We start from the raw sequence: 26,730 nt of genomic DNA on the forward strand, positions 1-26,730 counted from the left end.
CGAGAGTGGTCTGGGAAGGACGGGCTTGGTCGTGCTCGCTCATGAGTGTCTCCGGGTGAAAATAAAACGGAACATTTAGTTCCGGAATATGTATCGTGAAGACATCGTAGGACGGAGCGAATTCGCCGTCAACTTGTTTTTCAAATAAATGGAATGTTTTGTCTCTAAAAAATTCGGAATTTTTCGGGCGACGCGATGGCGAATCGCCGCCGGGGCCTGCGTGGCGGGCGTCGACGGCTACATCGAAATGGAGCGGGATCTAGCGTGTCGGGCCCGGGCGATGGCGCGTCATGAGCGTCAGTCCGTCCGACGCATCGATGAGCGTGGCGAGTTTCACGGCGGTGTCGCGCAGTTGCGGGACGGCTTGCAGGAGATCGTTGAGGTTCGCGCGGGCGGTCGGCGCATGCGCGGCCAGGCATGCGAGCACGCGCCCGCTCGCGGCGTCGGTGATCGGTACCGCGACGGCCACCATCCCGAGCACGAACTCTTCGTTGTCGATGCCGATGCCGCGCGCGGCGAGCCGGTCGAGTTCGCCTTCGAGCAGCGCCCGGTCCATCAGCGTGCGATGAGTCCGCTTCGTGAGCGTGAGGCGCGTGAGAATCTGCCGGCGCTCGGCGAGCGGCATCTGTGAGAGGAACAGCTTGCCGCTCGCGGTGCAATGCAGCGGTACGCGCATGCCGGCCTGCATGTGCAATCGCAATGGCTCGGCGGTTTCGACGCGTTCGATATACAGGACCGTATCGCCGTCGAGCGCGGTGAGATTGCAGCTTTCCCCGATCACGTCGACGAGCGAACGCAGGATCGAGCGGCACGCGCGCGTGAACGAGTTGTTGGCGAGCGTGGCGAGCGCGAGTTGGGCGGCGCGGGGACCGAGCGCGATGCCGCGGTCGGTGCCGCGCGAGTCGGGCATGTGGGTGACGTAGCCTTGCGCTTCGAGCGAATCGATCAGCCGCAATAGCGTCGCCTTCGGAATACGCACGCGCGCCGCGAGCTGGGACAGCGTATAGGGGTGGCCGGCGGCGGCCAGTTGTTCGAGCACGGCAAGCGGACGGAGCGTCCGCGCTTCATCGCCGGAATGCTCGGCGGGATCGGGATGGGTGACGTCGCGCATGAGCCGAAAACGGAACGTTTGGTTTCAAATTAACGTCACTTTACGGCGATTCGGGGCCGACGCGCTACAATTTTCGGAACAAGCGGTTGCAGTTTTATTGTTCCGCGTGGCGTTCGTTTAGAACGTCTTGCCCAGATCGGTCGCAGCTTCCTTCAGGCGCGGCACCATTTCCAGCGCGCGCGACAGCGGCGTGCGCGACACCGGCGCATGAACCGCGATCGCGGCGATACACGTGCCTTCGGCATCGACGATGGGCGCGGCCGCGCACACGATGCCCTGCACGAACTCCTCGTTGTCGATCGCGACACCTTTCTTCGCGATGCGATCGAGTTCCGCTTCCAGCATCTCCGTATCGGTGATGGTGTTGGTGGTGTAGCGCTCGAGCTTCATCGCCCGCACGAGCGCATTGCGCTCCTCGCGGGGCTGCAACGCGAGCAGCAGCTTGCCGCTCGCGCTGCACCATACGGGCACGTGCGAGCCGGGCTTCAGGTCCAGCCGGAGCGGCCACGGCGCCTCGACGCGATCCAGATACAGCACTTCGTTCTCGTGCAGCATCGTGAGATTGCAGGTTTCGCCGAGATCGGAGACGAGCCGCGTGAGGATCGCGTGCCGCAGACGCCGCGCGCCCGCATGGGTCATCACGTTGAGGCCGAGCTGCGCGAGGCGCGGACCGACGACATACGCGTTCTTGTCGCCGGGCTCGCGGATCACCAGACCGCCCGCTTCGAGCGACGCCAGCATGCGGTGCAGCGAAGGCTTAGGCATGCCCATGTCATCGGCCATGTCCGTCAGCGACACGGGGTTGCCCGCCTGCACCAGGTATTCCAGCAGCGCGAAGGCTCGCAGCGTGGGCGTGTCGGGCTTGTCCATCGGCATGCTTCCATGTGAATTCGTTCGACATTATTTTAAATGAGGTGCCGATCCTCGCCGTATAGGCCGTTCGGATAAAAATAAACGAAATGAATTGTTCCGGAAAAAGATAATTGTTATGCTGGAGCCTCTGCTATGGGAGACGAAGCATCATGATGCGCGACACATGGTTGGACGAGCCGGACCGCAAGGTGTCCGTGCGTGCGCTGTTTGGCATCGACTCGGATTTGCAGGTGCCGGCGTTCAGCACGCGCGATCCGCACGTTCCGGAAATCGACGAAGCGTATCGTTTCAGCCCCGAAGTGACGATGGCGATACTCGCGGGTTTCGCGTTCAACCGGCGCGTGATGGTGCAGGGCCTGCACGGCACCGGCAAGTCGACGCATATCGAGCAGGTGGCGGCGCGCCTGAACTGGCCGTGCATGCGCGTGAATCTCGACGGCCACGTGAGCCGGCTCGATCTCGTCGGCAAGGATGCGATCGTCGTGCGCGACGATGTACAGGTCACCGAGTTTCAGGAAGGCATCGTGCCATGGGCGCTGCAACGGCCGATTGCGCTCGTGTTCGACGAATACGACGCCGGCCGCCCCGACGTGATGTTCGTGATCCAGCGCATTCTGGAGCGCGACGGCAGTTTCACGCTGCTCGACCAGAACCGCGTGATCCAGCCGCATCGTTTCTTTCGCCTGTTCGCGACGACCAACACGATCGGCCTCGGCAATCTGAACGGCATGTATCACGGCACGCAGATGTTGAATCACGCGCAGATCGACCGCTGGAACGTGGTCGCGACGCTGAACTATCTGTCGCGCGAGGAAGAGGCGCGCATCGTGCTCGCGCGCGTGCCGCAACTCGATCACGACGCGGGCCACGCGCTCGTCGATGCGATGGTGAGCATGGCCGGTCTCACGCGACGCGGCTTTCAGGCCGGCGATCTGTCGACGCTGATGTCGCCGCGTACCGTGATCAACTGGGCGGAAAATTGCGAGGTCTTCAACGACCCGAAGCTCGCATTGCGTCTCACTTTCCTGAACAAATGCGATGAAGCGGAACGGCCGATCGTCGCGGAATATTTTCAGCGCGCGTTCGGCGACGAACTGGAGACGCCGTCGCAATGGCATGACGAGTCGGCGCGATGAGCAACTCGCGTGAACTCGCGCGCCGCGATGCGCTGTGCGCTGCGACCGTGCGCGCGCTGACTGGCGATGACGCGCTGCACTATCGGGGCGGCAGGTTGTATCGCCACTTGCGGCCCGTGCCGCTGCGTGCGCCGCATTTGCGCGGCGAGCGCAGCGAAGACGAGGACATCGATTCGACGCGCGGCGCCGCCGATGCCTCGGCGTTGCGCATCGCGTATTCGGACGCCGCGTTGCATCACGCACTCGCCCCCGACGATTCCGTGGCGCGCATGGTCTTCGACATGCTCGAACAATTGCGCTGCGAAACGCGCGCGCCTGCCGGCCTGCACGGTGTGAGCCAGAACATCCGGCATCGTTTCGATGCGTGGTCGCTCGCTTGTTATGAAACCGGGTTGCTCGACAGCGACATCGGCTTGTTGATCTACACGGTCGCGCAAATGGCCGCGTCGCGTCTTTCAGGCCGCGCGGTGCTCGAAGCAACGGAAGGCATCATCGAAGCCACGCGCGCGGCGCTCGCGCCATCGCTCGGACATGCGCTCGCGGGCATGCGGCGTAACTGTCACGACCAGCGAGCTTACGCGGCTCATGCGCTGGATATCGCCGAGCGGATCGGCGCGATGGTGCGCGACGTGCGTCACGCGTTTGTCGAGAGCAACGCGTCGTCCGACGATGAAGAAGAAGACGCTGCGCGCACCATGCTCGGAACGTGGTTCGATATCGACGATGAAGAAGGCGACATCGAACGGCTCGCGCTCGCCGCGAGTGCGGACAGTAGTGTGCGAGAGGCGTCGGGCGAGGACTATCGCATCTTCACCACGCGCCATGACAGGACGCTTCGTCCGGCGACGCTGATACGCGCCGCGTTGTTGCGTGATTATCGCGAACGCCTCGACAATCTGATCGCCGCGCGGCATATCAACGTGCCGCGTCTCGCTCGACTATTGCAGACCGCGCTGACCGTGCCACGGCGCGACGGCTGGTCGTTCGGCGAGGAGGACGGACGCATCGACGGACGGCGGCTTGCGCAAGTGGTCGCATCGCCGGATGAGCGTCGCGTCTTCAGGCGGGAGCGCGAACGGCCGCACGCGGATTGCGTGGTGAGCTTTCTGATCGATTGCTCCGGGTCGATGAAGGCGAGCATCGAGCCGGTCGCGGTGATGATCGACGTGCTCGTGCGCGCGCTCGGCATGGCGGGTGTGGCGACCGAAGTGCTCGGCTTCACGACCGGCGCATGGAATGGCGGACGCGCGAAGCTCGACTGGCTGGCGAAAGGCAGGCCGCGCTATCCGGGACGGCTCAACGAAGCGTGCCACATGATCTTCAAGGAAGGCGATGCGAGCTGGCGCGCGGCGCGCGGCGATATTGCGGCGTTGTTCAAGGCCGATCTGTTTCGCGAAGGGATCGATGGGGAAGCGGTGGATTGGGCGTGCGGGCGGCTTCTTGCGCGAAGCGAAGCGCGGCGTATCGTCGTGGTCATCTCTGACGGCAGTCCGATGGACAGCGCCACCGCGCAGGCCAACGATCCCAACTATCTTGATCAGCATTTGCGCGAAGTCGTCGCGAAACATGACGCTGCGCGGAGCGTGGAAGTGCTTGGGCTCGGTGTCGGGCTGGATCTGAGCCCGTACTATCGGCATCATTTCGCGGTGGATTTATCCGTGCCGCCGGATATGACCTTGTTCGCCAGGCTCGCGGGATGGCTCGGCGCGCGGCGCAGAAGCAGCACTTAACGCAGAGGCGATATCGTCCGGTTCGAAGAGCCCGATAAAGACGATCCGAGTCTGCTCCACGTCGCGGCATTGCGTGATATGCCAGCGCTTCCCGACGACATGAATCTCCGCACACGACCCGTCGAGAAGCCGCACAAATCCTTTCGCGCGCAGCAGTCTGTCGCTGAAAGATGCGCACGCGGCTTTAAGCGTGATGCGATCGAATCGCTCATTGGACTGAAACGTAAAGCTACGCAATTCCGCTGGAAGATGATTCGAATAACTAAAAGACGGTACAGCGGCGCGCTCACTCAATGATGCATCGTCGTTGAAAAAAATCGCATTCGGCACGTTGCCATGACTGCCTTCGAACACGATGCGCGCGTGCGCGATATCCATCACGCGTGCGCGCGCGGCACGCGATTCCTCGATGCCGAGCAGATCGGTCTTCGTCAACACGATGCAAGTCGCGCCTTCGATCTGCCGCCGCGCGATATCGCCGATATACGCATTGGCGAGCGTCGCCTCGATGCACTCCGCATCGACCGCAACCACGATGCCCTGCAAGCGGAACGCGCGATCCAGCATGCCGACCTGCGCAATGCGGACCGGGTCCGACACGCCGCTCGCCTCGATCACCAGCAAGTCGGGCCGCACATCACGCGCGCTGATCTCGATGAGCGTCTCCATCAGCTTGCCGCCGATCGAACAGCACACACAGCCGTTCTCCAGCCCGATCACGTCGTCGCTGCGTTCGCGAATCAGCGCTGCGTCGATATTGATCGAGCCGAAATCGTTGACGAGTACCGTGACGCGCCGGCCATCCGTGTTGGTCAGGAGCGCGTTGATCATCGTGGTCTTGCCCGCGCCCAGATAGCCGCCGATGACGGCAAGCGGAATCGGCTTCATCATGCAGGCGCCTGAAACGCGCAGCCGCCGAGAATCGTGCCCCACACGCGCAATTGACCGAGACGCTCCGGCGGCACGTCATGCGGATCTTCATCGAGCACCGCGAAATCCGCGAACTTGCCGATCTCGATGCTGCCGATCATATCGTCCATGCCGATCGTATAGGCCGCGCCGAGCGTGATCGCGCGCAGGGCATCGGCAACGTTCAGACGTTCCGCTTCACCCAGCACGCGGCCCGATGCGGTGCGCCGCTGCACCGCGCACCACGCGGTAAACAGCGGATTGAGCTGCGTGATCGGTGCATCCGAATGCAGGCCGAACGTGATGCCGAGTTCGTTCGCCGTGCCCGCCGCGTTCATGCGGTTCGCGCGATCGGCGCCCATCGTCTGCGCGTAGTGCGCGTCGCCCCAGTAGTAGATATGGTTCGAGAAGAAGTTCACGCATATGCCGAGGCGGGCGGCGCGTTCGAGTTGCCGTCTGTCGGCCATCTGACAATGCTGCAGCGTATGCCGGTGATCCGATCGTGGGTGGCGGTTCAGGATCGTTTCGATTGCATCCAGCACCAGTTCGGTAGCTTCATCGCCGTTCGTGTGGATGTGCAGTTGCAGTCCCGCGAGATGGAAGGGCAAGAAGGTATCGACGAACTGCTCCGGCGGAATCAGCCATAACCCGTTGGGCCGCCCGTTCACATAGCCCGGCCAGCGCAGGCGCGCGGTAAAGCCCTGAATCGAACCATCGACGATGAACTTGACCGGCCCGAAGCGCAGCTTCTCCGAGTTGAGCGTCATGGCTTCGAGCACGCGGGCAGGGCCGCCTTCCGGATTGCGCTGCGGCCCGAACGCGGGCACGAGCCGGATCGGAAAACGCGCATCGCGCGTGACTTCGACGAGATTGCGCATGCCCTTGTCGGACAGATCGTTGAGCAGATCGGTGGCCGTCGTCACGCCGGCGAGTTGCGCGACCTTGCCGAAATCGCGGATCGCAGCGGGGTTATCGCTCGCCGAAAGGGAAAGCCTCGCGCCGATCACGCGATACACCGGGAACATCGCCGCGAACTCCTGCAATTCGCCGGTGAGCCCGCCGCGCTCGTCCTTCACGATGCCATCGACGTCAGTGTCTTCGTCGATGCCGGCGAGTGCGAGCATCGGCGAATTCACGTTCATCAGATGCACGCTCGCATGCAGGATCGCGATGGGACGCGTCGCCGATACGCGATCGAGCTGCGCCGCCGTCAGACGCTCGCTGCCGAAGAAGATCGGGTCGAAGCCCCACGCGAGCAGCGGCGCGCTGGCGTCATCGAGCTTGCGTTCGGCTTCCTGCAGGCGCTCGATCACCGCGTCGAGCGATTGCAGGCCGGGCCAGCGCGTGCCGTCGGGACCGCGCCGCTCGTAATAGCCGACATAGACCGCGCTCCACATCGCGCCTTCCATCAGATGCGAATGACCTTCGACGAGACCGGGCATCAGCACCTTGTCGCTGAATGACGTGTCCGGCTCGGCATCGGTCCATTGCCGCATGTCGTCGAGCGTGCCGACCGCGAGGATTTTGCCTTCGCGGATGGCTACGTGCGTCGCGACCGGCTGACGCGGATTCATCGTCAGAATCTTGCGTGCTGCGAGCACTTTTACTGCGTTGTCGTTGGTTCGGGTCATGAGTCGTTCGAGTGGATCAGGTCTGCATGAACATGTTTGCGGCCCGCGCTCGGATTGCTGAGAAACACCACGAGCACGTTCGCCGCGAGACAGATGAGGCCGATATTGAGGCCGGCGATATCGACATGGAACGCATACAGGATGACCGCGAGCACCTGCCCCACGAGCAGCCCCGCTGCGATGGCGCGCGCACTCACGCGCAGCCCGAGCACGATCGCCATGACGCCGGGAAAGAACTGCGTGACGCCGTAATACGTCATGTTGATGAGCGTGAGCATCAGGTTGGGCGTAGCGAGCGTCATGACGATGGAGAGCAGCAGATAAAGCCCGATCACCACTTTGGCGCCGGCCTTCTGACGTGTCTCCGGCATGTTCGGCAGCAGATTGCGCGTGACCACGGGCCCGATCGCGAGGCAGATGCCCGCGAGCACGAGCAGGCCCGAAAGCGATGCGCCCGCCGCGACGAGACCGACCAGCCACGGCGGCAACAGATGCACGACGGCGGTGAAGAACGCTTCGTTGGGCGAGGCGAGCGGCACGTTCTGGGCGATCGCGTAGTACGACGCGACCACGAGAAAAGGATACATCAGCATGTAAAGCGGCATGACCACCTGCGAGCGGCGGATCGTGTTCGCGCTCTTCGCGGTGAAGAAGTTCTGGATCGCAAACGGCATCACGTAGAAGCCGAGCGACTGGAACAGCATCGTGCTCATCGAGAACGTGAGCTGATGCGTGCTCATCGCGTTCGATACATGCTGGCTCGCGGCCCTGAACACCGGCTCGACGCCCGCTTCCCAGGCCACCGCGATGCCCGTGATGACGATCGCCGCGACCATCAGAAGGTCCTTCAGAATCGCGATATACGCCGATGCGCGCACGCCGGCGATCGCGATATACGCGAACGCGAGCAGCGCCGAGATCATGATGAGGACGACCGGATTCACGTTCCAGCCGAGGCCCTTGAGCGCGGCGACTAGACCGGTGAACTGCAACTGTCCCCACGGCAGCAGAAAGACGAGCGCGGATATGGCGACGATCAGTTCGAGCGTGCGGCTCCCGAAGTGCCCCTTGAACAGGTCGGGCAGGGTGATGGCGTTATAGCGCTTGCCCGCCTCCCAGATTTTCGGTCCGATGAAATAGCCGATCGGATACGCGAGCAGGATATAGCCGAGGAACCAGACGCCGTAGGTCGGCCCTTTCGCATAGATGCCGCCGGGGAAGCCCACCATCGTGCCGATGCTGTAGATCTCGCCCGCCGCGAGAAAGAACACGAGCCACGCGCCGAATTGACGCGATGCGACAAAGAAATCGTGCACGCTTTGCGAGCCGCGCCCTTTGCCCGCGCGCAACGCGAGCCACAGCGACAGCGCGATGAAGCCCAGAAATACCGTGGAAGCCATGTCGAAAGTCTCCTTTATGCGCCGCGCGCTTCGCGCTGTTCCGCTTTTTTGTCGAACAGAATCCAGCAAAGCTGGAGGCAAACGGACGTCAGCACGAACCAGCCGAATATCCACGCGTAGATAAACGGAACGCCGAGCACATAAAAATCGTTCGACGCCGCCCACGGCAGCAGTCCGATGACGCCGACAAACGGCAAACCGAGTCCGATCAAGAGTTTCAGCATGGGTCACTCCGCAGGATCATGGGCGCCGCGCGGGACGGGCATGCGCGGGCAAAAAGGGATGCGGCTCAGTATGGCCTTACAAAAATGGCCGGCCGTAGTGCCAGAAAGGACCAATCGCTGGGGCCAGTGACGTGCCAGTGAAACCCGCGTCCTGGCACTAACGATGGTTCCGGCGTGGCACTAAGCGCGCTGCGGAGTTCGGTGCAACATGGAGCTACTTTCCAAGGAGTTATCGGTGGCTACTCTCGATTACGCTGCGCCGGCCCTTCGAGGCGCGTGCGCCCCATACGATCCGCTCTACGACCCGCTCGTCTCGCCCATCGGCCGTCAGCCGATGGACTACGCGCCCACCTATTGGGTCGCGACGGCAGGCGCGCCGCCCGAAGACGACGGACCCTTGCCCGGCGATGCCGATGTCGACGTACTGATCGTCGGCGCGGGATTCACCGGCCTTTCGACCGCGCTCTTTCTGGCACGCGAGCACGGCATCCGCGCGATGATCGTCGATGCGAACCGCACCGCCTGGGGCTGCACGAGCCGCAACGGCGGGCAGGGGCAGAACGCGAGCGGCAGGCTGTACCGCTCGCAATGGGTCGAGCGCTGGGGCAAGCAGACGGCGCTCAAGCTCGACGCCGAAATTCGCGAAGGCTTCGACACGTTCCGGCAGTTGATAGGCGAATTCGCGTGCGATGCGCAGCCGGGCGGGCATCTTTACATCGCGCACCGTCCGCGCAAACTGGATTTCCTCACCAACGAATGCCGCGTGATGCGCGATGTGTTCGGCTACGACACGCGCATGCTGAGCGCGAAGGACGTCGCGCAATCGTATGTCGACGATCGCGAAAGCTGCGGCGCGCTGCTCGAACCCGATGGCATCGGCGTGCATCCGCTCAAGCTCGCGTTCGGCTATCTGCGCATGGCGCGCTCGCTCGGCGTGAAGGTGCATCCGGGCACGCCCGTGCTCGACGTCGAGACGATTCGCGGCGTGCATCACGTACGCACGCCGCGCGGCGTGATTCGCGCGAAGGCGGTGGCATTCGCGACCGGTGGCTATACGCGCAACGACATGCATCGCACGCTTTCCGCGAAGATCATGCCGATCCTTTCCAACTCGCTCGTCACGCGTCCGCTCACGCAGGACGAACTGGCATCGACGGGTTTTCGCACGCGCCAGGTCATCACCGATACGCGCACGCTGCGTTTCTACTATCGCCTGCTGCCGGATAACCGCGTGCAGATCGGCAGCCGCAGTGCGATCACCGGCGCGGACGCTGCGAACCCCCGGCATATGGACGTGCTCATCGAAGGTTTGCATCGCAAGTTTCCTTCGTTGAAGGGCATTCGCATCGATTACTCGTGGTGGGGCTGGGTCGATGTGAGTCACGACATGATGCCGCGCGTCGCGCAGCCCGATCCGCAGCAGAGCATCTTCTATGCGGTGGGATATGGCGGCAATGGCGTGTCGTTCTCCGCGCATGCGGGGCGGCGCATGGCCGAGCGCATCGCGGGCAAATGGCAGCACAGCCGCGACGATCTGCCGATCTACGACTCCGCGCTCGAATATCCGAACGTGATGGGCATGGTGCGGTGGAAAGGCTTCGCGCCATTCCGCCGGGTCGGCCAACGGTTTCTGTATCACAAGTATCTGGCGCAGGACGAGAAGCGCTAGACCCGGTTGAACCCTTTCGCAACACACTGACAATATCGACACATGAGCACTCAAACGAATCAGGACTACCTCCGCCTGCTGGAGTCCTTCAACGATGCATGGAACCGCCACGACATCGATGCATTGATGAACTGCATGGCGGACGAATGCGTCTTTCACGGCGTGGCTGGACCCGGCGCATTGGGCCGCACCTTCGAGGGCCGCGACGAAGTGCGCAAGGGCTTCACGCTCGCGTGGGAAACCTTTCCCGATGCGTCGTGGCAAGACGGCGAACATTTCGTGAGCGGCGAGCGCGGCGTATCGGAATCGACGTTTCGCGGCACCAAGGCGGACGGCTCGCGCATCGAAGCGCGCATGGTGGACGTCTTCACGTTCAGGAACGGCAGGATCGCGGTGAAGAATGCGTATCGCAAGGATCGTCCGGCCATCGCGTGACTGAATGAAGGCGCCTCGACCCGCGGGCAATGAACCGGCGGGCGAACGCAGAACCGACACAAGCAAATCAGGAGACGACATGCACTCGAACACGGATCAGGGCGATCTCAAATGTGGCCTCAAGCAGCGCCACATGACGATGATCGCATTGGGCGGCGTCATAGGCGCCGGACTTTTCGTCGGCAGCGGTGTGGTGATCCAGCAGGCCGGGCCCGCCGCGATTCTCTCGTTTCTCATCACGGGCGGCCTCGTGGTGCTCGTCATGCGCATGCTCGGCGAGATGGCGTGCGCGATGCCCGCCGTCGGCTCGTTCTATGAATATGCGCGGCTGGCCTTTAAAACGCAGCGCGGACCGGGCCGTCTCGCCGGCTTTCTGACGGGCTGGATGTACTGGTACTTCTGGGTCATCGTGATCGCGCTCGAAGCGGTCGCGGGCGCGAAGCTCGTGCAGTTCTGGATACCCGATGTGCCTTCATGGATCATCAGTCTCGTGCTGCTCGTCGTGCTCACGTTGACCAACCTGATTTCGGTCGGCAGCTACGGCGAGTTCGAGTTCTGGTTCTCGTCGATCAAGGTCGGCGCGATCATCGTGTTCCTGTTTCTCGGCGGCCTGTATGTCTGCGGTTTCTGGCCCGCGTCGATGCACACGACCGACGTCGCCACGACCTTCCTCGGACATGGCGGCTTCATGCCCAACGGCATCGGGCCAGTGATGACAGGAGCGGTCGCCGCGACAGGCTTCTACTTCGGCGCGGAGATCGTCACGATCGCGGCGGCCGAGGCGAAGGAGCCCGCCAAGGCCGTCGCGAAGGCGACCAATTCGGTGATCACGCGTGTGCTCGTGTTCTACGTCGGCTCGGTGGCACTCGTCGTCGCGCTGGTGCCGTGGAATTCGCATCAGATGGCGACGCCCTACGTGAGTGCGCTCGAAGTGATGGGCATGCCCGCCGCCGCCAACGTGATGAACGCGATCGTGCTGACCGCCGTGCTCTCCGCGCTGAATTCGGGCCTGTATGCGGCTTCGCGCATGTTGTTCGCGCTGACCCGTCACGGTGATGCGCCGCTCGGCCTCGCAAAGGTGAACAAGCGCGGCGTGCCGACGCGCGCCATTCTGCTCGGCACCGTGTTCGGCTATGTGTCGGTGGTGATGTCGTATATCTCGCCGGATACGGTGTTCGCGTTCCTCGTCAATTCATACGGCACGGTGGCGATCTTCGTGTACCTGCTGATCGCGTTCTCGCAGTTGCGTCTGCGCGCCCGCATGACGAGTTTCGAAGCCAACGATCTGCGCGTGCGTATGTGGGGATTTCCCTATCTCACCTGGCTCGCGATCTTCGGCATGAGCGCGATTCTCGTCGCGATGGCCTTCATCCCCGATCAGCGCAAGCCGCTGTGGCTGGGTGTCGCGAGTCTCGGCATTCTGATCGTCGCGTATATCGTGTTCAAGCGCGGCCGCAAGGAGGTCGAGATCGAATCAGAGGATCATTCGGCGCAGCATCTGCAGGCCGTCGAACGTTGAGCGTCGAAGTAACGGACAGCCGGTTTGCTGCATCGCAAACCGGCTGTCATTCCTTGAAAGTTCTGGCGGTTTCCTCGGCGGTGCGGCGCAGATCGGGTTCGAAGGCGAGCAGTTGATCCAGCGCAACACGCCCGACCGGCGCCTGAATCGCAATCGCGGCGCACGCGCGGTTGCGGTCCAGCATCACCGGCACCGCGATCGCAACGAGTCCCTGCAAATGCTCCTGATTGTTGATCGCCAGCATGCGGCGGCGCGTCAACGCAAGCTCGCGGCGTAATGCATCGCGATCGGTGATGGTGCGCTCGGAGTATGAACGCAACGGCAGGCGCTCGATCATCCGTTCGCGGCGTTCCTTCGGCAGAAAACTCAACAGCAGCTTGCCGCTCGCCGAGCAATGCAGCGGCACATGTGAGCCCGGCTGCAGGTGCATGCGCAGCGGCCAGCCGGTCTCGACGCGATCCACATACACCACGTCGTTGCCCGCGAGCATCGTCAGGTTGCAGGTCTCGCCGACGCGTGCGACGAGCTGTTCCAGCAGCGCATGACGCGCCGCGGCGGGCCCCGCATGCATCAGCACGTTGATGGCGAGCGAGCGCACGCGCGCCGAGCATTCGTAGAGCTTGTCGCTGGCGCCGCGCGTGACGAGCCAGGCATCCATCAGTTGCACGAGAATGCGATGCACCGTCTGCTTGGGCAGGCCGAGCGCATCGACGAGTTCGGTCATCGAGAGCGGGCGGTTCGCTTCGGCAAGTGCTTCGAGCACGCGAAACGCGCGCACTGCGGCGGCATTCGATTGATTCGATGTCACGTTGCTTGTCTCCGTCTACATACTTTTCGCTTCCATTTAATTGTGCGTCGAAAACGGCGGTTTTCGGGACTCTGGAAAGTCCCGAAATCCTGATTTTCCGATGCTGACTGTTTGGCTGTATGCGTTAGTCCAGAAAACGGGACCGCGCGATGAGCGCGGCTGACTAGATTGGATAACACCTTCAATCTTTCACCAGCCGAGGTTCATCGCATGAATGACATGGCAAGCGGCGCGACGCTCGCGCGTTCCCGCGACAACGCGCCTGACCCACAGCAAGCCGACGTCGAACGCATCGTCGAAGCGCTCGTGACGCGAGCGCGCGCTGCGCAGCAGCACTTCGCGCAGGCGGGGCAGGAGACACTCGATATCGCGGCGGCCGCCGCCGCGTGGGCGATCATGGAGCCGCAGCGCAACCGGCAACTGGCGGAACTCGCGGTGCGCGACACGGGCCTCGGCAACGCCGACGACAAGTTCCGCAAGAACCATCGCAAGACGCTCGGTCTGCTGCGCGATCTTCACGGCGTCGCGACGACCGGCGTGATCGCGCGCGACGAGGAACACGGCATCGTCGAGATCGCGCGCGCGGTCGGTGTGGTCGCGGCGATCACGCCATCGACCAATCCCGGCGCGACGCCCGCCAACAAGATCATCAACGCGCTCAAATGCGGCAACGCGGTGATCGTCGCGCCTTCGCCGAAGGGCTATTCGTCGTGCGCGTTGCTGATCGGCTTCATTCATGCGGAGTTCGCGAAGGCGGGTCTCGATCCCGATCTCGTGCAGATGCTGCCGCAGCCGATCGGCAAGGCGGCCACCGCCGCGCTGATGAAGTTCGCGGATCTCGTCGTCGCGACCGGCTCGCAGGCCAATGTGCGCATGGCCTATACGAGCGGCACGCCGGCTTTCGGCGTGGGCGCGGGCAATGTCGCATCGATCGTCACGGCGAGCGCGCATCCCGATGATGCGGCGCGCAAGATCGCGGTGTCCAAGACCTTCGACAACGCGACGAGCTGTTCGTCGGAGAACAGCGTCGTGATCGAGGAAGCGATTTACGCGCGCATGCTCGATGCCTTGACGAAGCAGGGCGGCGTGCTGCTCGATGCCGCGCAGAAGGCGCGATTGCAGGCGGCGATGTGGCACGGCGGCAAGCTCTCGGCGCGCTGCACGGCGCGTTCGGCGGCGGCCATCGCGCGCGAAGCCGGACTCGACGATATCGCCGCGCGGGAGCCTAAGTTCCTGATGGTCGAGGAGAGCGGCTACGGGCTCGAGCATCCGTTCTCCGGCGAAAAGCTCTCGCCCGTGCTGGCGGTCTATCGCGCGCGCGACGTGGACGCGGCCATCGACATCGTGCGCGGCATCTACGGCTACATGGGCGCGGGCCATTCGGTCGGCGTGCACGGCGCCGACGATGCGCTCGCCGTCAGGCTCGGTACGCAGTTGCCGGTCGCGCGCGTGATCGTCGATCAGGCGCACTGCCTCGCGACCGGCGGCAATTTCGACAACGGCCTCCCGTTCTCGCTCTCGATGGGCTGCGGCACCTGGGGCGGCAATAACTTCTCGTCGAATCTCGGCTATCGGCAATACCTGAACATCACGCGCGTGGCGTATCGCATCGCGGAGCGCGTGCCCGAAGTCGACGCGCTGCTCGGCGACTACTTCCGGAGGGTCGGACGATGAGCGCGCTGGCCGACCCCATCGTCGCGCCTCGCCGCGCGCCGCTCGATGCGCCGACCTTGCGCGCGTTGATCGATACCCGCGCCGAATACGCGCACGACAAGACGTTCCTGCTGTCCACCACACAGGAAGACGCGCTGACCTTCGGCGCATTGCGCGATGACTGCATCGCCCTCGAAGCGCGCTTCCATGCAGCCGGGTTGCGCCCGGGCGATGTCGTGTCCGTCTTCATGTGCAACGGCATTCAGACCGCGCGTCTGCTGCTCGCGGCGATGTACAGCGGGCTGGTGGCGAATCCGCTGAATCTGTTGAGTCAGCCTTCGCAGGTGCGCTATATCGTCGAGCACTCGGATACGCGTGCGATCTTCGTCGCCGACGATACCTGCGACACCATCGCCGATGCCATCGATGTGTTGCGTCGAGAAGGCATGACGCGTGAGATCGCGGTGGTGCGTACATCGCCCGACGCGAACGACTTACCCGATATCCCGACACTGCCCACGCCCCCGATTCCGCTCGTGCGCGATGAAACGCCCGGCACGCACATCGTGTCGAGCGACGCGGGCGCGATGCGTCCCGGCGATACCGCGCTGCTCATGTACACATCGGGCACGACGGGCGCGCCCAAAGGCGTGCTGCTGAGTCATCGCAGCCTGCTCGCGAACATGCGCAACATCAGCGCGGAGCATCGCCTGAACGAAGACGATCGCGTGCTCGTGTCGCTGCCGCTCTATCACATCAACGGTCTCGTCGTCGCGCTGTTGACGCCGCTCTGGCACGGTGGCTCGGCGGTGATGACGCCACGTTTCTCGGCGCGCACGTTCTGGAGCGAGGCATCGCTTCACGGCTGTACATGGATCAACGTGGTGCCAACCATCGTCGCCTATCTGCTCAATGGCGAGAGCGTGCACGGCTGCGATCTTTCCGCGCTGAAGTTCTGCCGCAGTGCATCGGCGGCGTTGCCGGCCGATCATCATCGCGCATTCGAGGAGCGCTTCGGCATCGGCGTGATCGAAACGATGGGGATGACGGAGACCGCCGCACCTGCATTCAGCAATCCGTACGATATGACCAAACGGAGACTCGGCAGCATCGGCCTGCCGTCGGGCGGCGCAGCGATGATCGTCGATCTCGAAGGACGCGAATGCGCGGCGCATGAGACCGGCGAGCTGGTGCTGCGCGGCGAGCAGCTGATGAGCGGTTACTACAAGCGCCCCGACGAAACCCGCAATGCCTTCACCGCCGACGGCTGGTTGCGTACCGGCGACCTCGGCTTTCGAGACGATGCGGGCTTCTTCTACATCAACGGGCGTGCGAAGGAACTGATCATCAAGGGCGGCGAGAACATCGCGCCGCGCGAGATCGACGAGGCGCTGCTGCGTCATCCGGGCGTGCTCGAAGCGGCGGCTGTGGGCGTGCCCGATCCGGCCTACGGACAGGACATCGTCGCGTACATCGTGGCGAGCGACGGCGTGCCGATCGATGTGACGGAGTTGCGCGCACATTGCCTGCGCGAACTCGGCCGCTACAAGACGCCGCGCGAATTCCGCTTCACCGATGCGTTGCCGCGCGGCCCCTCAGGCAAGGTGCAGCGCCTGAAGCTCGTGCAGAGCCCGTAGCCGGAGGAACCGGCGGCGCGGATTCGCAGGCTTGACCATTCCACATAAGATGGACACAGGAGACAGCATGAACAGGCATCGTCAGCGCGTGAAGACGCGCCATATCATTCTCGGCGTGATGTGTCTGATGTACTTTATCTCGTACATCGACAGAGTGAACATTGCCGTCGCGGGACCGTTGATTCGCCAGGAAATGGGTTTGACGTCCATGCAGCTCGGGCTCGTGTTCTCCGCGTTCGCGTATCCGTATGCGGTGATGCAGATCATCGGCGGATGGCTCGCGGATCGCTTCGGGCCGAAGCTCGTGCTGACCGTGCTCTCGCTGATCTGGGGCGCGGCGACGCTCGCGACGGGCTTCGCGGGCAGCATCGGGGTGCTCGTGCTGTTGCGTATCGCGCTCGGCATCGGCGAGGGCGGCGCATTCCCGACCGCGACGCGTGCGTTCACGTTCTGGATGCCGGTGCGCGAGCGTGGTTTCGCGCAGGGCATCACGCATAGCTTCGCGCGGCTGGGCGGCGCGGTGACGCCGCCGCTGGTGCTCGCGGTGGTCGCGGCGAGCGGCTGGCGCGAGGCCTTCATCCTGCTCGGCATCGCGAGCCTTGCGTGGACGGTGCTGTACTTCTTCGTGTTCAGTAACTCACCCGATGGGAACCGCCGGGTGACGCCGGAGGAGATCGCGGAAATCGGCTATCGCGCGGGAGAATGCGCGCGCGCGAGCAAGAACCCGACGCCGTGGCGCAAGCTGATTCATCGCATGTGGCTCGTGACCTTCGTCGACTTCTGCTACGGCTGGCTGCTGTGGGTGTATCTGACGTGGCTGCCTTCGTATCTGAAGGAAGCGCGCGGTTTCGATCTGAAGCATCTCGCGCTGTTCACCGCGTTGCCGCTGCTTGCGGGCGTGATCGGCGATACGCTCGGCGGCGTGATATCGGACCGCATCTATCGCATGACGGGCCGGTTGCGGCTCGCGCGTTGCAGCATTCTGGTCGTCGGCATGGGCGGGTCGCTGGCCTTCCTGCTGCCGATGGTCAACGCGCCGAGCCCGATCGCGGCGGTGTGGTTCCTGACCGGTTCGTTCTTCTTTCTCGAGATCACGAATCCGGTGTTGTGGACCTTGCCGCTCGATATCGCGGGCAAATATGCGGGCACGGCGGGCGGCATGATGAACACCGGCTTCGGCATCGCGGGGATGGTGTCGCCGGTCGCGTTCGGTTATCTGATCCAGCAGACGGGCAGCTATGACCTGCCGTTCACGATCTCGGCGGGGTTGCTCGCGGTCGGCGCGTTCGCGGCGCTTTTCATCGATACGAGCAAGACGGTGGAGGCCGATGAGGCGCGCGAGGCGCAAAATCGTGAGGAAGTGGGCGTGCCGGCGTTCGCGGGCGGGGCGGGCAACTGGCACAAATAGCGAGGGCGGCTGAGCGAGGGGCGGGTTTCCGATCCGCCCCTCGCAGTTGCTTCAGACCGTGGCCGCGCGATCGATGAACTCGATCGTCAGATTACCTTCTTCCGATTGCGCGAGATTAATCGCCGCAGGCGCGGCGCCGCTCGCCATGCGCGTGAGCAACTCACGCGAGACCGCTGGCAGGATGCGCTGATCGAGGAACGCGTCGATGTTGCGCGCACCCGAATCGCGCGACAAACACAACTCGGCTAGCGAAGCGATCAGCGATTCGTCGCAGGCCAGCGCGACATCATGCTGACGCTTCAGACGATCGGCGATCTTGCCGATCTTCAGACGCACGATATTGCCGAGCGCGCTCACATCCAGCGGCCGGTAGACGAGCGTCTGGAAGCGCGCGAGCAACGCGGGCTGGAAGTGCTTCACGAGCGGATCATGAATGGCGTCGAGCAGCGCCGCGTGCGCGATGTCAGGCGTATCCGTAGTCGCGTCGTGAATCTGTTCGCTGCCGAGATTCGACGTCATCAGGATCACGCAGTTGCGGAAGTCGATTTCGCGGCCTTCGCCATCGCGCATCGAGCCGCGGTCGAATACCTGATAGAACATGTCGAGCACGTCGCGATGCGCCTTCTCGACTTCATCGAGCAGCACGATGCTATAAGGGCGCTGGCGCACCGCTTCGGTGAGAATGCCGCCGCGTCCATAGCCGACATAACCCGGCGGCGATCCCTTCAGTTGCGATACCGTGTGCGCCTCCTGATACTCCGACATGTTGATGGTCGTGAGCGCGGCTTCGCCGCCGAACAGCACATCGGCGAGCGCGAGCGCCGTCTCTGTCTTGCCGACGCCCGAGGTGCCCGTCAGCAGGAACACGCCAAGCGGCGCGTGCTCGCTCTTGAGGCCCGCCTTCGCGGTGCGCAGGCTTTGCGCGAGCATGCCGAGCGCATCGTTCTGCGCGACCACGCGCTTTCGCAACTGATCTTCCAGCGTGAGCAGATTCAGCAGTTCGTCTTCGACGAGATTGCCCACCGGCACGCCGGTCCATTCGGCGACCACGCGCGCGATGGCTTGCGCATCGACATCGGCGAAGATCAGCGGCGTCTTGCCTTGTGTTTCGGCGAGTGCATGCCGCGCTGAGGCAAAAGCGTTCGCATCGGGCTTCGTCTGGCCGTCGCCGCGTTGTTCGAGCAGCGCGCGCACCAGCGACAGTTCGCTTTCGTAACGTGCCTGAATCGCCGCGCGTTCCTGACTGGCCTGCGTGATCGCGCTTTCGAGCGCGTCGCGGCGCGCGACGGCATCGTCGATGCCAGCGCGTTCGTCCGCATCGAGCGTCGCGCGCTCCAGTTCCAGCGCAGCCACGGCCGCGCGGGCGCGCTGCAGTTCGGCGGGCGGCGTATCGAGTCCCATGCGTACGCGCGCGGCGGCGGTGTCGATCAGATCGACGGCCTTGTCCGGCAACTGGCGCGCAGGGATGTAGCGGCGCGAGAGCTTGACGGCCGCGACGAGCGCTTCGTCGCGGATATGCACGCCGTGATGCCGCGCATAGCGCGCGGCGAGACCGCGCAGCATGAGGCAGGCTGCGTCGTCGTCCGGCTCTTCGACCTTGACCATCTGAAAGCGCCGTTCGAGCGCTGCGTCGCGTTCGAAGTATTCCTTGTATTCCGTCCATGTCGTGGCGGCGATGGTGCGCAGTTCGCCGCGCGCGAGCGCGGGTTTCAGCAGGTTGGCCGCATCCGAGCCGCCCGCCGAATTGCCCGCGCCGATCAGCGTGTGCGCTTCGTCGATGAATAGCACGATCGGCGTTGCCGACGCCTTCACTTCGTCGATCACGTTCTTCAGGCGCTGCTCGAACTCGCCCTTCACGCCCGCGCCGGCCTGCAGCAGGCCGAGATCGAGCGTGAGAATGCGAACCTCGCGCAGCAGCGACGGCACGCTGCCTTCGGCGATGCGCAGCGCGAGCCCTTCGACCAGCGCCGTCTTGCCGACGCCCGGCTCGCCGACGAGGATCGGGTTGTTCTTGCGACGGCGCACGAGCACATCGACCATCTGCTGGATTTCGCGATCGCGGCCGAACACCGGATCGATCTCGCCGCGACGCGCCTTCTCCGTCAGATCGATGGCGAAACGTGCGAGCGCTTCACCTTCGGTCGAGCGGGCGGGCGCCTGCTTCACGGGCGCGGACCCGTTTTCGGCCGCGGCTTCGCTGGCTTCATCGGCTTCGTCTTCCTGCCCCGGCGCGTTCTCGCACGATGCGCGGCCGAGACGCGGCAGCACGCGCTCGATCTGCGCGCCCGACAGCGAGAAGAGCGGCCATGCGTCCTCCGTTCGCATCACGTGCGGCGCGGCGATGATCGCGCGCAGCAGATGCGCCGAGCGGATCGTGCCGTCGATATCCTCGCGCGATGCGAGATCCCACGCGCTCTGCAACACGCTCGCGAGCTGGATCGACAGCGAAGGCATGCCGCGCAGATTGCGCGGCAGACGATCGATCGCGGCGAGCAGGGCGTTCCAGATAGCGTCGACATCGATTTCATAGTGGCGCAGGATCGCCGGGATGTCCCCTTCGTCCGCCTCGATCAGCTTCAGCATCCAGTGCTCGACGGTGATTTCGTCGGCAAGGCGCGTCTGGCACAGACTCGCGGCCGCTTCGAGCGTGCGGGCGCAGTGCGGGTTGAGCCGGCGAAGCAGATGGGTGGAATCGCGCGTGATCATAGAAAATCCGGTGACGAAGGGAATGAAAGCGAGGGTGGGTGATCTTCAGGGAGAAAGCCGGTCCGCGAGGCGGACCGGCTTCGACGGCTTACGTCGTCATGAGACGCTTAGGTGCGCTCGTTCCACGTGTCCTTGTGGATGATGTTGCCGTCCTTGTACGACCAGGTGATCTGTTCGTAGCGCAGTTCGACTTCTTCCAGATGGTTGTGCTTCTCGTAGTCGGGATTCTTGATGTCGAGCATCTTTGGACGCACGGCGACGATCTTGACGTTGTCGAGCTTAGTGTTGAAGTATTCCTTCTCCTTGCCCGCGTCGTCGATCTTGTACCACTTGATCTCGACCGACTTCAGCGTCTGACCGCTCGTCACTGCCTTGTACAGGTACGGCGTCGACGCATCGGTTTCCTTGGTCAGCGTGACCGGCGCGTGAACGCGCGTGCCGGTCAGCTTGCCGGTGTTGCCATCGGTCGGGATGTGCACGCCGTAATCGAACGCGACGATCTCGACGCTGCCTTCGCGGCTTTGCACCGTGACGGAACCCTTGATGTCGGCGCCGCCGTCATCCTTGAGCCACATATATGCGGGAATTGCCATTTACTGCTCCTCTTTGGTACTGCCAAGCAATGCCCAGGACTATTCCTGAGCGACAAGATCCCGGAGTCGAAACCCCGGGGATTCGATTGCGATGCTGGTTCGCGCTATTGTCTGGTGTCGGGCACCAGCGTGATTTCCACGCGGCGGTTCTTCGCGCGGCCCTCGGGCGTGTCGTTGCCCGCGATCGGGCGGGTGTCGCCGTAGCCCTGAATCGCGAATTGCGTGGCCGCGATGCCTGAGGCTTCGATCAGCCAGTCGCGCAGCGCCGCCGCGCGTGCGCTCGATAGCTTCAGGTTGCTGGCGGCATTGCCCGCGTTGTCGGTGTAGCCCGCCACGAGTATCCGTTTGCCGGGATGCGCGCGGATCATCTCGACTGCTTCGACGAGCGTGCGCGTGGAGCCGGGCTTCAGTTGCGCACGTCCGCTGTCGAACAGCGACATGCTGTCGAGCGTGATCACGGCGGGCGGGGGCGGCGGCGGCTGATAAGTCGCGATCGCCGCATTCAACGGGGGCAGCAGTAGCGCGCCGTGATACAGCCCGAATGAGAGTCTGAGCGGCACGCCGGTGCGCGCGTATCGATCCAGTTCGTCGCGATCCGCGACCAGCGCCTGGAGCGCGTCGCGCCGGGCGGCGTCGTGATCCGGCGTGATCGACGCGTAGCGGTCCAGATCCGCGTGAACGCGTTCGAGCAGTTCAGCATTGTGTCGCCCCGCGCCGAGGAACGCGGCGGCGGCCGCCAGCGCCGCGATGCCGATGGCATGTCCCAGCGCGGCCACGCGCGGCGACATGGTGGCGCGGCGCGGCATCGCTTCGATCAGCGGCTGCGGCAGCGGCCACGGCGCGGGCGTCGCGGCGACGCTTGCGGGGGCGATGCGCGTCTGCGACTGCACGACCTGCTCCCAGGGCTTCGCAGCGTCGCTCGCGGGCCCGCAATCGATCCAGCCCGCGCCATACAGCATCCACGGCGTCGCAGGCTGGCGCGGATCGGTGAGCGCGCCGAACACGACACGCTGCGTCCAGCCGATGATCGATGCGAGCGCGGCGGCATGAGCGGCCGCGTAGGGCGCGTCGGCGTGATGGCGCGCGTCGGCTTCGGCGTGGCGGAGGACGGCTTCGAAGCGCTGCGCGTCGATGATCGGCGCACTCGCCGAGACGCAATGCCATTGCCGCGCGGCATTCGCGTCGCGAGGCTCGCGCCGCGTCAGCCGCTGGTACACGGCGACATAGCCGGGCACGCGCGCACTGACGATCCGCGACGCATCGGCGAACGCCTGACGCACCAGGCGCAGACGCTGCGAGAGCGTGTCGGCATCGGCGTACAGTGCGGGCGCGATGCTCAGCACGACGCCATCGGGCGGCTGGCCGTCGCGCCACTGACGCATCGCCAGCGCGACTTCGAGCAGATCGGCGGGCCGATCGACGCGCAGCCAGATCGCGCCATCACCGATGAATACGAGACGCGGCTCGCGCGCACCATGATCGAACAGCGCGCCGAGCGCGTCGCCCGTCACGAGCACGAGCGGCATGCGCGTGCGCAGGTCCAGAGGAATGTCGACGGTCGCGACGCCGAGCGCTTTCAGGATGGGCGCGCGACGCTCGCGTGCGCGCGACAGTTGCCGCGTGCGCCAGCCGACGAGCCCCGCCGCGACGAGCAGCATGCCGAGCGTGGAGAGCCACAGCCATTCCTTGCGGAACGGCTGCACGAACCAGTGTACGGCGAGCGCGAGGAGCGTCGCAAAGACGATGATCGTGCGCGCCGGATAACCCAACGTTTTCATGGCGCTCACGGCTTCACGGCTTTCGGGATCAACGCGGCGAGCTGCACATCGAGCGCGGCATGCCAGATGAGCCACGTGACGAGCGCGACAGCGCAGCCGATTCCCGCGATCGCCCACGGCGAAACGCGCTGGAACCAGTCGCCGAAGCGGCGGCCCGGCCGGTCCGAGATCAACGCGCGCTCGCCTTCGGGACGAAGACGATCGATCAGCGCATTCAACTCCGCGATGAGCGTCTGACGTTGATTCTCGCCGTTGACCGCGTAACGGCCAACGAATCCGAGACCGAGGATCGCCGCGTAGCATTCGAGCAGATCGACCTGCGGCGAGCGCTCGCGCATGCGCTGCTCCAGCCGCTCGAACACGCGTTCGCCGGCATCGTGCAGCCTGAACGTCTCCACCTGTAGCGGCTGCGCGGACCACTGCGGCCTGTCCTCAGCGGAGAGCCATTGCAGCGCCGTTTCGTCGAGCAGCGCGCACTGCGCTTTCAGCGCGTCCTCGCGCACATCCTCCGGATAGCCCCGTCGATCGAGCGACGCGTCGAAGTCCGCGAGCATCGACGTGCAACGCGCACGCAGGACGGTGAAGTTTTCGGCGGCGCCGCCCGCCGACAGGTTCGCGACGAACAGCGCGGTGTCGCGAAGCAGATCGCGGATGCCGCTCGCGTGCGCGGACGCAACGCCTGGCGCCCGTTCGACAAGGGGCGTGCGATCGGTGGTCGAAGACAGCACGTTCATGAGCGCGGCACCGCGTAGAGTGCGAGCGAGACACCCGGCACGGATGTCGGCTGCGTGAGATGCCAAAGCGGTTGATCGATCCGCATGAATGTTTCGATTTCTTTATTGGTTCGTATTGGGGACGAGATTCTATAGACGGTAATTTAATTCGTATACCTACCCGATGAAAAGACTCTGACACGCGATCAAAGGGCTTAAATCGAGTGATAGCAAGAGCTTGCCGTGTGCCGGCAGCGAATGGACTATTTTCAAGATGGCACGCAAGCTTTCATATGTGTGAATTAATGTCGTGATTCGGATCGCGCGCGAGTGAGGGCTGGTAGAAAAGTCGTGCCTCACGGTCAAAAAGTCATTGTTTATCAAAGTCGGCGAACATCCAAAGATTGGATTTGCAAAATATTTGGGCAAACTGAGAATGCTTTTTTATCGACAGGAAACCTGTTCTAATACGTCCCTAATGACGTTCATAGAGTCTGGCTGCCTGCAAGCCATTCGGGCATGCGCTGAAAGATTGGTCCCGCATCTCAATATCGAGATGCAGCTCATAAAGTTATTAAGGATTATTGATGGATAGCTTCCAGAGAGAGATTCCCAAAAGCCGTGTCTCGATCACACTCGATTTGCATACCGGCGGCGCGCAAAAGAAGGTCGAATTGCCGCTCAAGCTCCTCGTGGCGGGCGACTTCAGCGCGGGCCGCGAGCAGGCGCCGCTCTCGGAGCGCAAGAAGGTCAACATCGACAAGAACAATTTCGACGCGGTTCTGGCCGATTACGCCCCGGACCTGAAGTTCACCGCCGAGAACACGCTCGCGAGCGACGGCTCGGAGATGCCGGTGAATCTCTCGTTCCGCTCGATCAAGGACTTCGAGCCGGAGCAGGTGGCGCGTCAGATTCCGGAATTGCAGGCGCTTCTCGCGGTGCGCAACCTGCTGCGCGACCTGAAATCGAACCTGCTGGACAACAGCACGTTCCGCCGCGAGTTCGAAAAGATCCTGAAGAACAAGGAACTTTCGGACAAGCTGCGCGGCGAACTCTCGCAGATCGCCACGGCGGCGACGCAGCCCGAGGGACACGCCTGAGCTTTCTTCAGCCTTCAACCGACACGCTTCCCAGACAGGACAATCAATGAACAAGAAAGAAGCTAGCGCGAGTACGGCATGCGAAACCCTCGTGCTCGACGCCGCGCAAGAGACGTATGGCGACAGCGTGTACGCGTCGCTGTGCGGCAAGATCAATCTCAGCCCGGTATCGCAGGCGCGCCCGCTCGAAGCATTCCGCGACAGCGACATGCTTTCCGAAGCGTCGGCCGACGAGCGCCTCGCGCGCGGCATGGGCGCCTTCCTCGATCTCGTCGCGCAGACGAGCAAGCCGGTGGATCGCCTCGACAAGTCGCTGCTCGATTTCTTCATCGGTCAGCTCGATCGCCAGATCAGCCGTCAGCTCGACGCGGTCATGCACAACCCCGAGTTCCAGGCGCTGGAAGGCCGCTGGCGCGGCCTGAAAATGCTCGTGTCGCGCACGGATTTCCGCAAGAACGCGCGCATCGAAGTGCTGGACATATCGAAGGATGCGCTCGTGCGTGACTTCGAGGACGCGCCGGAACTGATCCAGAGCGGACTGTATCGCCTCACGTACATCGAAGAATACGACACGCCGGGCGGCCAGCCGATCAGCGCGCTGGTCAGCGACTTCGAATTCGCCAATTCGCCGCAGGACGTGGCGTTGCTGCGCAATATCTCGAAGGTGGCGGCGGCGGCGCATATGCCGTTCATCGGCTCGGTGGGCGCGGCCTTCTTCGGCAAGAAGTCGATGGAAGAAGTCGCGGCCATTCAGGATATCGGCAACTACTTCGACCGCGCCGAGTACATCAAGTGGAAAAGCTTCCGCGATACGGACGATTCACGCTATGTCGGCCTCGTGATGCCGCGCGTGCTCGGCCGCCTGCCGTACGGCAAGGACACGACGCCCGTGCGCGCGTTCAACTACGAAGAGCAGGTGAAGGGCCCGGACCACGATCGCTATCTGTGGGTGAACGCGTCGTTCGCGTTCGCCGCGAACATTACGCGCAGCTTCGTGAACAACGGCTGGTGCGTGCAGATTCGCGGTCCGCAGGCGGGCGGCAAGGTCGAAGATCTTCCGGTGCACCTGTATGACCTCGGCACGGGCGTGCAGCCGAAGATTCCGACCGAGGTGCTGATTCCCGAAACGCGGGAATTCGAATTCGCGAATCTCGGCTTCATTCCGCTCTCGTTCTACAAGAACCACGATTTCGCGTGCTTCTTCTCGGCGAGCTCGACGCAGAAGCCCGCGCTCTACGAAACCAAGGAAGCGACCGCGAACAGCCGCATCAACGCGCGCCTGCCGTACATCTTCCTGCTGTCGCGCATCGCCCACTATCTCAAGCTGATTCAGCGCGAGAACATCGGCACGACCAAGGATCGCCGTCTGCTGGAGCTTGAGCTGAATAACTGGATCAAGAGCCTCGTCACCGAGATGAAGGATCCGGGCGACGAGCTTCAGGCATCGCACCCGCTGCGTGAGGCGAAGGTGATGGTCGAGGACATCGAGGACAACCCCGGGTTCTTCCGCATCAAGCTGTTCATCGTGCCGCACTTCCAGGTGGAAGGGATGGATATCGGCTTGTCGCTGGTGTCGCAGATGCCGAAGGCGAAGAGCTGATTTTCTTACGCTAGGGTGTGATTGAAATGCAGGGGCGGCTTGATGGGTGCCTCGGTGTTTTTTTGTTTCGAGAGCGAAGAACGCCTTCACCCGATCG

General features: G+C 63.6%; 21 protein-coding genes. 10 read left to right on the forward strand and 11 right to left on the reverse strand.

The genetic code is table 11. The features are described from left to right. Positions 1 to 259 precede the first annotated feature (259 nt). Both BTHE68_RS27475 and BTHE68_RS27480 read right to left on the reverse strand, forming a co-directional pair. A complete protein-coding gene (locus BTHE68_RS27475; RefSeq protein WP_162069466.1) occupies positions 260 to 1,111 on the reverse strand; it encodes an IclR family transcriptional regulator in 852 nt (283 codons plus the stop codon). A 117-nt stretch (positions 1,112 to 1,228) separates the two neighbouring features. After that, on the reverse strand, positions 1,229 to 1,981 hold the full coding sequence (locus tag BTHE68_RS27480) for an IclR family transcriptional regulator (protein WP_162069467.1): 753 nt from the start codon (positions 1,979 to 1,981) through the stop codon (positions 1,229 to 1,231). A 152-nt stretch (positions 1,982 to 2,133) separates the two neighbouring features. Between BTHE68_RS27480 and BTHE68_RS27485 the strand changes: the two genes are divergently transcribed. After that, positions 2,134 to 3,120, forward strand: a complete 987-nt coding sequence (locus tag BTHE68_RS27485; RefSeq protein ID WP_174258124.1) for an AAA family ATPase — start codon at positions 2,134 to 2,136, stop codon at positions 3,118 to 3,120. Next, entirely contained in the window at positions 3,117 to 4,850 is a 1,734-nt protein-coding gene (locus BTHE68_RS27490) for a cobaltochelatase CobT-related protein (RefSeq protein ID WP_162069468.1), read from the forward strand. The genes BTHE68_RS27485 and BTHE68_RS27490 overlap by 4 nt, the downstream gene beginning before the upstream one ends. Here the strand turns inward: BTHE68_RS27490 and BTHE68_RS27495 are convergent. From BTHE68_RS27495 to BTHE68_RS27510, 4 genes are read right to left on the reverse strand one after another with little or no spacing between them, the layout of a single operon-like run. Next, complete coding sequence (locus BTHE68_RS27495; RefSeq protein ID WP_232078111.1) at positions 4,773 to 5,741, reverse strand: CobW family GTP-binding protein; 969 nt, start codon at positions 5,739 to 5,741, stop codon at positions 4,773 to 4,775. The two genes, BTHE68_RS27490 and BTHE68_RS27495, sit on opposite strands and share 78 nt — an antisense overlap. After that, a complete protein-coding gene (locus BTHE68_RS27500; protein ID WP_162069469.1) occupies positions 5,738 to 7,390 on the reverse strand; it encodes an amidohydrolase in 1,653 nt (550 codons plus the stop codon). The genes BTHE68_RS27495 and BTHE68_RS27500 overlap by 4 nt, the downstream gene beginning before the upstream one ends. Beyond that, a complete protein-coding gene (locus BTHE68_RS27505) occupies positions 7,387 to 8,790 on the reverse strand; it encodes a sodium:solute symporter family protein (RefSeq protein WP_162069470.1) in 1,404 nt (467 codons plus the stop codon). The genes BTHE68_RS27500 and BTHE68_RS27505 overlap by 4 nt, the downstream gene beginning before the upstream one ends. 14 nt (positions 8,791 to 8,804) lie before the next feature. Continuing rightward, positions 8,805 to 9,014, reverse strand: coding sequence for a DUF3311 domain-containing protein (locus BTHE68_RS27510; protein WP_162069471.1), 210 nt, complete (start codon positions 9,012 to 9,014; stop codon positions 8,805 to 8,807). A 235-nt stretch (positions 9,015 to 9,249) separates the two neighbouring features. On the opposite strand from BTHE68_RS27510, the gene BTHE68_RS27515 reads away from it, so the two are divergent. The 3 genes from BTHE68_RS27515 to BTHE68_RS27525 all read left to right on the forward strand — a co-directional run bounded on the left by BTHE68_RS27515 (position 9,250) and on the right by BTHE68_RS27525 (position 12,637). Beyond that, complete coding sequence (locus BTHE68_RS27515; protein ID WP_162069472.1) at positions 9,250 to 10,683, forward strand: NAD(P)/FAD-dependent oxidoreductase; 1,434 nt, start codon at positions 9,250 to 9,252, stop codon at positions 10,681 to 10,683. A 42-nt stretch (positions 10,684 to 10,725) separates the two neighbouring features. Then, the gene (locus BTHE68_RS27520; RefSeq protein WP_162069473.1) at positions 10,726 to 11,118 is read left to right on the forward strand and encodes a nuclear transport factor 2 family protein; all 393 of its coding nucleotides are present in this window, start codon (positions 10,726 to 10,728) and stop codon (positions 11,116 to 11,118) included. A gap of 79 nt (positions 11,119 to 11,197) precedes the next feature. Next, positions 11,198 to 12,637: an amino acid permease gene (locus BTHE68_RS27525; RefSeq protein ID WP_162069474.1), complete on the forward strand. Its 1,440-nt coding sequence runs from the start codon at positions 11,198 to 11,200 to the stop codon at positions 12,635 to 12,637. 46 nt (positions 12,638 to 12,683) lie between these two features. Here the strand turns inward: BTHE68_RS27525 and BTHE68_RS27530 are convergent, their stop codons facing one another. Further along, a complete protein-coding gene (locus BTHE68_RS27530; RefSeq protein ID WP_061176990.1) occupies positions 12,684 to 13,445 on the reverse strand; it encodes an IclR family transcriptional regulator in 762 nt (253 codons plus the stop codon). 210 nt (positions 13,446 to 13,655) lie between these two features. On the opposite strand from BTHE68_RS27530, the gene sauS reads away from it, so the two are divergent. The 3 genes from sauS (at position 13,656) to BTHE68_RS27545 (ending at position 18,143) form a co-directional block, all read left to right on the forward strand. Further along, positions 13,656 to 15,119: an acylating sulfoacetaldehyde dehydrogenase gene (gene sauS, locus BTHE68_RS27535; protein WP_162069475.1), complete on the forward strand. Its 1,464-nt coding sequence runs from the start codon at positions 13,656 to 13,658 to the stop codon at positions 15,117 to 15,119. Further along, complete coding sequence (locus BTHE68_RS27540) at positions 15,116 to 16,735, forward strand: AMP-binding protein (RefSeq protein ID WP_162069476.1); 1,620 nt, start codon at positions 15,116 to 15,118, stop codon at positions 16,733 to 16,735. Before sauS ends, BTHE68_RS27540 begins: the two co-directional genes overlap by 4 nt. A 67-nt stretch (positions 16,736 to 16,802) precedes the next feature. Beyond that, entirely contained in the window at positions 16,803 to 18,143 is a 1,341-nt protein-coding gene (locus BTHE68_RS27545) for an MFS transporter (RefSeq protein WP_162069477.1), read from the forward strand. A gap of 51 nt (positions 18,144 to 18,194) precedes the next feature. Here BTHE68_RS27545 and tssH read toward each other — a convergent pair whose 3' ends face one another. The 4 genes from tssH to BTHE68_RS27565 form a co-directional block, all read right to left on the reverse strand. Beyond that, complete coding sequence (tssH, locus tag BTHE68_RS27550) at positions 18,195 to 20,849, reverse strand: type VI secretion system ATPase TssH (RefSeq protein ID WP_162069478.1); 2,655 nt, start codon at positions 20,847 to 20,849, stop codon at positions 18,195 to 18,197. A 107-nt stretch (positions 20,850 to 20,956) separates the two neighbouring features. Next, positions 20,957 to 21,442 carry an Hcp family type VI secretion system effector gene (locus BTHE68_RS27555; RefSeq protein ID WP_162069479.1) on the reverse strand — a complete coding sequence of 162 codons (486 nt, stop codon included), beginning with the start codon at positions 21,440 to 21,442 and terminating at the stop codon, positions 20,957 to 20,959. Between the two features lie 104 nt (positions 21,443 to 21,546). Then, positions 21,547 to 23,220 carry an OmpA family protein gene (locus BTHE68_RS27560; RefSeq protein WP_162069480.1) on the reverse strand — a complete coding sequence of 558 codons (1,674 nt, stop codon included), beginning with the start codon at positions 23,218 to 23,220 and terminating at the stop codon, positions 21,547 to 21,549. A 5-nt stretch (positions 23,221 to 23,225) separates the two neighbouring features. Beyond that, positions 23,226 to 23,954: a DotU family type IV/VI secretion system protein gene (locus BTHE68_RS27565; protein ID WP_162069481.1), complete on the reverse strand. Its 729-nt coding sequence runs from the start codon at positions 23,952 to 23,954 to the stop codon at positions 23,226 to 23,228. 566 nt (positions 23,955 to 24,520) lie between these two features. On the opposite strand from BTHE68_RS27565, the gene tssB reads away from it, so the two are divergent. Next, the gene (tssB, locus tag BTHE68_RS27570; RefSeq protein WP_162069482.1) at positions 24,521 to 25,033 is read left to right on the forward strand and encodes a type VI secretion system contractile sheath small subunit; all 513 of its coding nucleotides are present in this window, start codon (positions 24,521 to 24,523) and stop codon (positions 25,031 to 25,033) included. A gap of 46 nt (positions 25,034 to 25,079) precedes the next feature. Then, positions 25,080 to 26,633 carry a type VI secretion system contractile sheath large subunit gene (tssC, locus tag BTHE68_RS27575; RefSeq protein ID WP_174258125.1) on the forward strand — a complete coding sequence of 518 codons (1,554 nt, stop codon included), beginning with the start codon at positions 25,080 to 25,082 and terminating at the stop codon, positions 26,631 to 26,633. Positions 26,634 to 26,730: the final 97 nt, after the last annotated feature.

The organism is Burkholderia sp. THE68 (assembly GCF_009938265.1).
Lineage (GTDB): Bacteria > Pseudomonadota > Gammaproteobacteria > Burkholderiales > Burkholderiaceae > Caballeronia.

Coding starts and splice junctions, on each gene's coding strand:
- BTHE68_RS27475 (WP_162069466.1), bottom strand. CDS start 1,111: ATGCGCGACGTCACCCATCCCGATCCCGCCGAGCATTCCGGCGATGAA.
- BTHE68_RS27480 (WP_162069467.1), bottom strand. CDS start 1,981: ATGGACAAGCCCGACACGCCCACGCTGCGAGCCTTCGCGCTGCTGGAA.
- BTHE68_RS27485 (WP_174258124.1), top strand. CDS start 2,134: ATGATGCGCGACACATGGTTGGACGAGCCGGACCGCAAGGTGTCCGTG.
- BTHE68_RS27490 (WP_162069468.1), top strand. CDS start 3,117: ATGAGCAACTCGCGTGAACTCGCGCGCCGCGATGCGCTGTGCGCTGCG.
- BTHE68_RS27495 (WP_232078111.1), bottom strand. CDS start 5,741: ATGATGAAGCCGATTCCGCTTGCCGTCATCGGCGGCTATCTGGGCGCG.
- BTHE68_RS27500 (WP_162069469.1), bottom strand. CDS start 7,390: ATGACCCGAACCAACGACAACGCAGTAAAAGTGCTCGCAGCACGCAAG.
- BTHE68_RS27505 (WP_162069470.1), bottom strand. CDS start 8,790: ATGGCTTCCACGGTATTTCTGGGCTTCATCGCGCTGTCGCTGTGGCTC.
- BTHE68_RS27510 (WP_162069471.1), bottom strand. CDS start 9,014: ATGCTGAAACTCTTGATCGGACTCGGTTTGCCGTTTGTCGGCGTCATC.
- BTHE68_RS27520 (WP_162069473.1), top strand. CDS start 10,726: ATGAGCACTCAAACGAATCAGGACTACCTCCGCCTGCTGGAGTCCTTC.
- BTHE68_RS27525 (WP_162069474.1), top strand. CDS start 11,198: ATGCACTCGAACACGGATCAGGGCGATCTCAAATGTGGCCTCAAGCAG.
- sauS (WP_162069475.1), top strand. CDS start 13,656: ATGAATGACATGGCAAGCGGCGCGACGCTCGCGCGTTCCCGCGACAAC.
- BTHE68_RS27540 (WP_162069476.1), top strand. CDS start 15,116: ATGAGCGCGCTGGCCGACCCCATCGTCGCGCCTCGCCGCGCGCCGCTC.
- BTHE68_RS27545 (WP_162069477.1), top strand. CDS start 16,803: ATGAACAGGCATCGTCAGCGCGTGAAGACGCGCCATATCATTCTCGGC.
- tssH (WP_162069478.1), bottom strand. CDS start 20,849: ATGATCACGCGCGATTCCACCCATCTGCTTCGCCGGCTCAACCCGCAC.
- BTHE68_RS27555 (WP_162069479.1), bottom strand. CDS start 21,442: ATGGCAATTCCCGCATATATGTGGCTCAAGGATGACGGCGGCGCCGAC.
- BTHE68_RS27560 (WP_162069480.1), bottom strand. CDS start 23,220: ATGAAAACGTTGGGTTATCCGGCGCGCACGATCATCGTCTTTGCGACG.
- BTHE68_RS27565 (WP_162069481.1), bottom strand. CDS start 23,954: ATGAACGTGCTGTCTTCGACCACCGATCGCACGCCCCTTGTCGAACGG.
- tssB (WP_162069482.1), top strand. CDS start 24,521: ATGGATAGCTTCCAGAGAGAGATTCCCAAAAGCCGTGTCTCGATCACA.
- tssC (WP_174258125.1), top strand. CDS start 25,080: ATGAACAAGAAAGAAGCTAGCGCGAGTACGGCATGCGAAACCCTCGTG.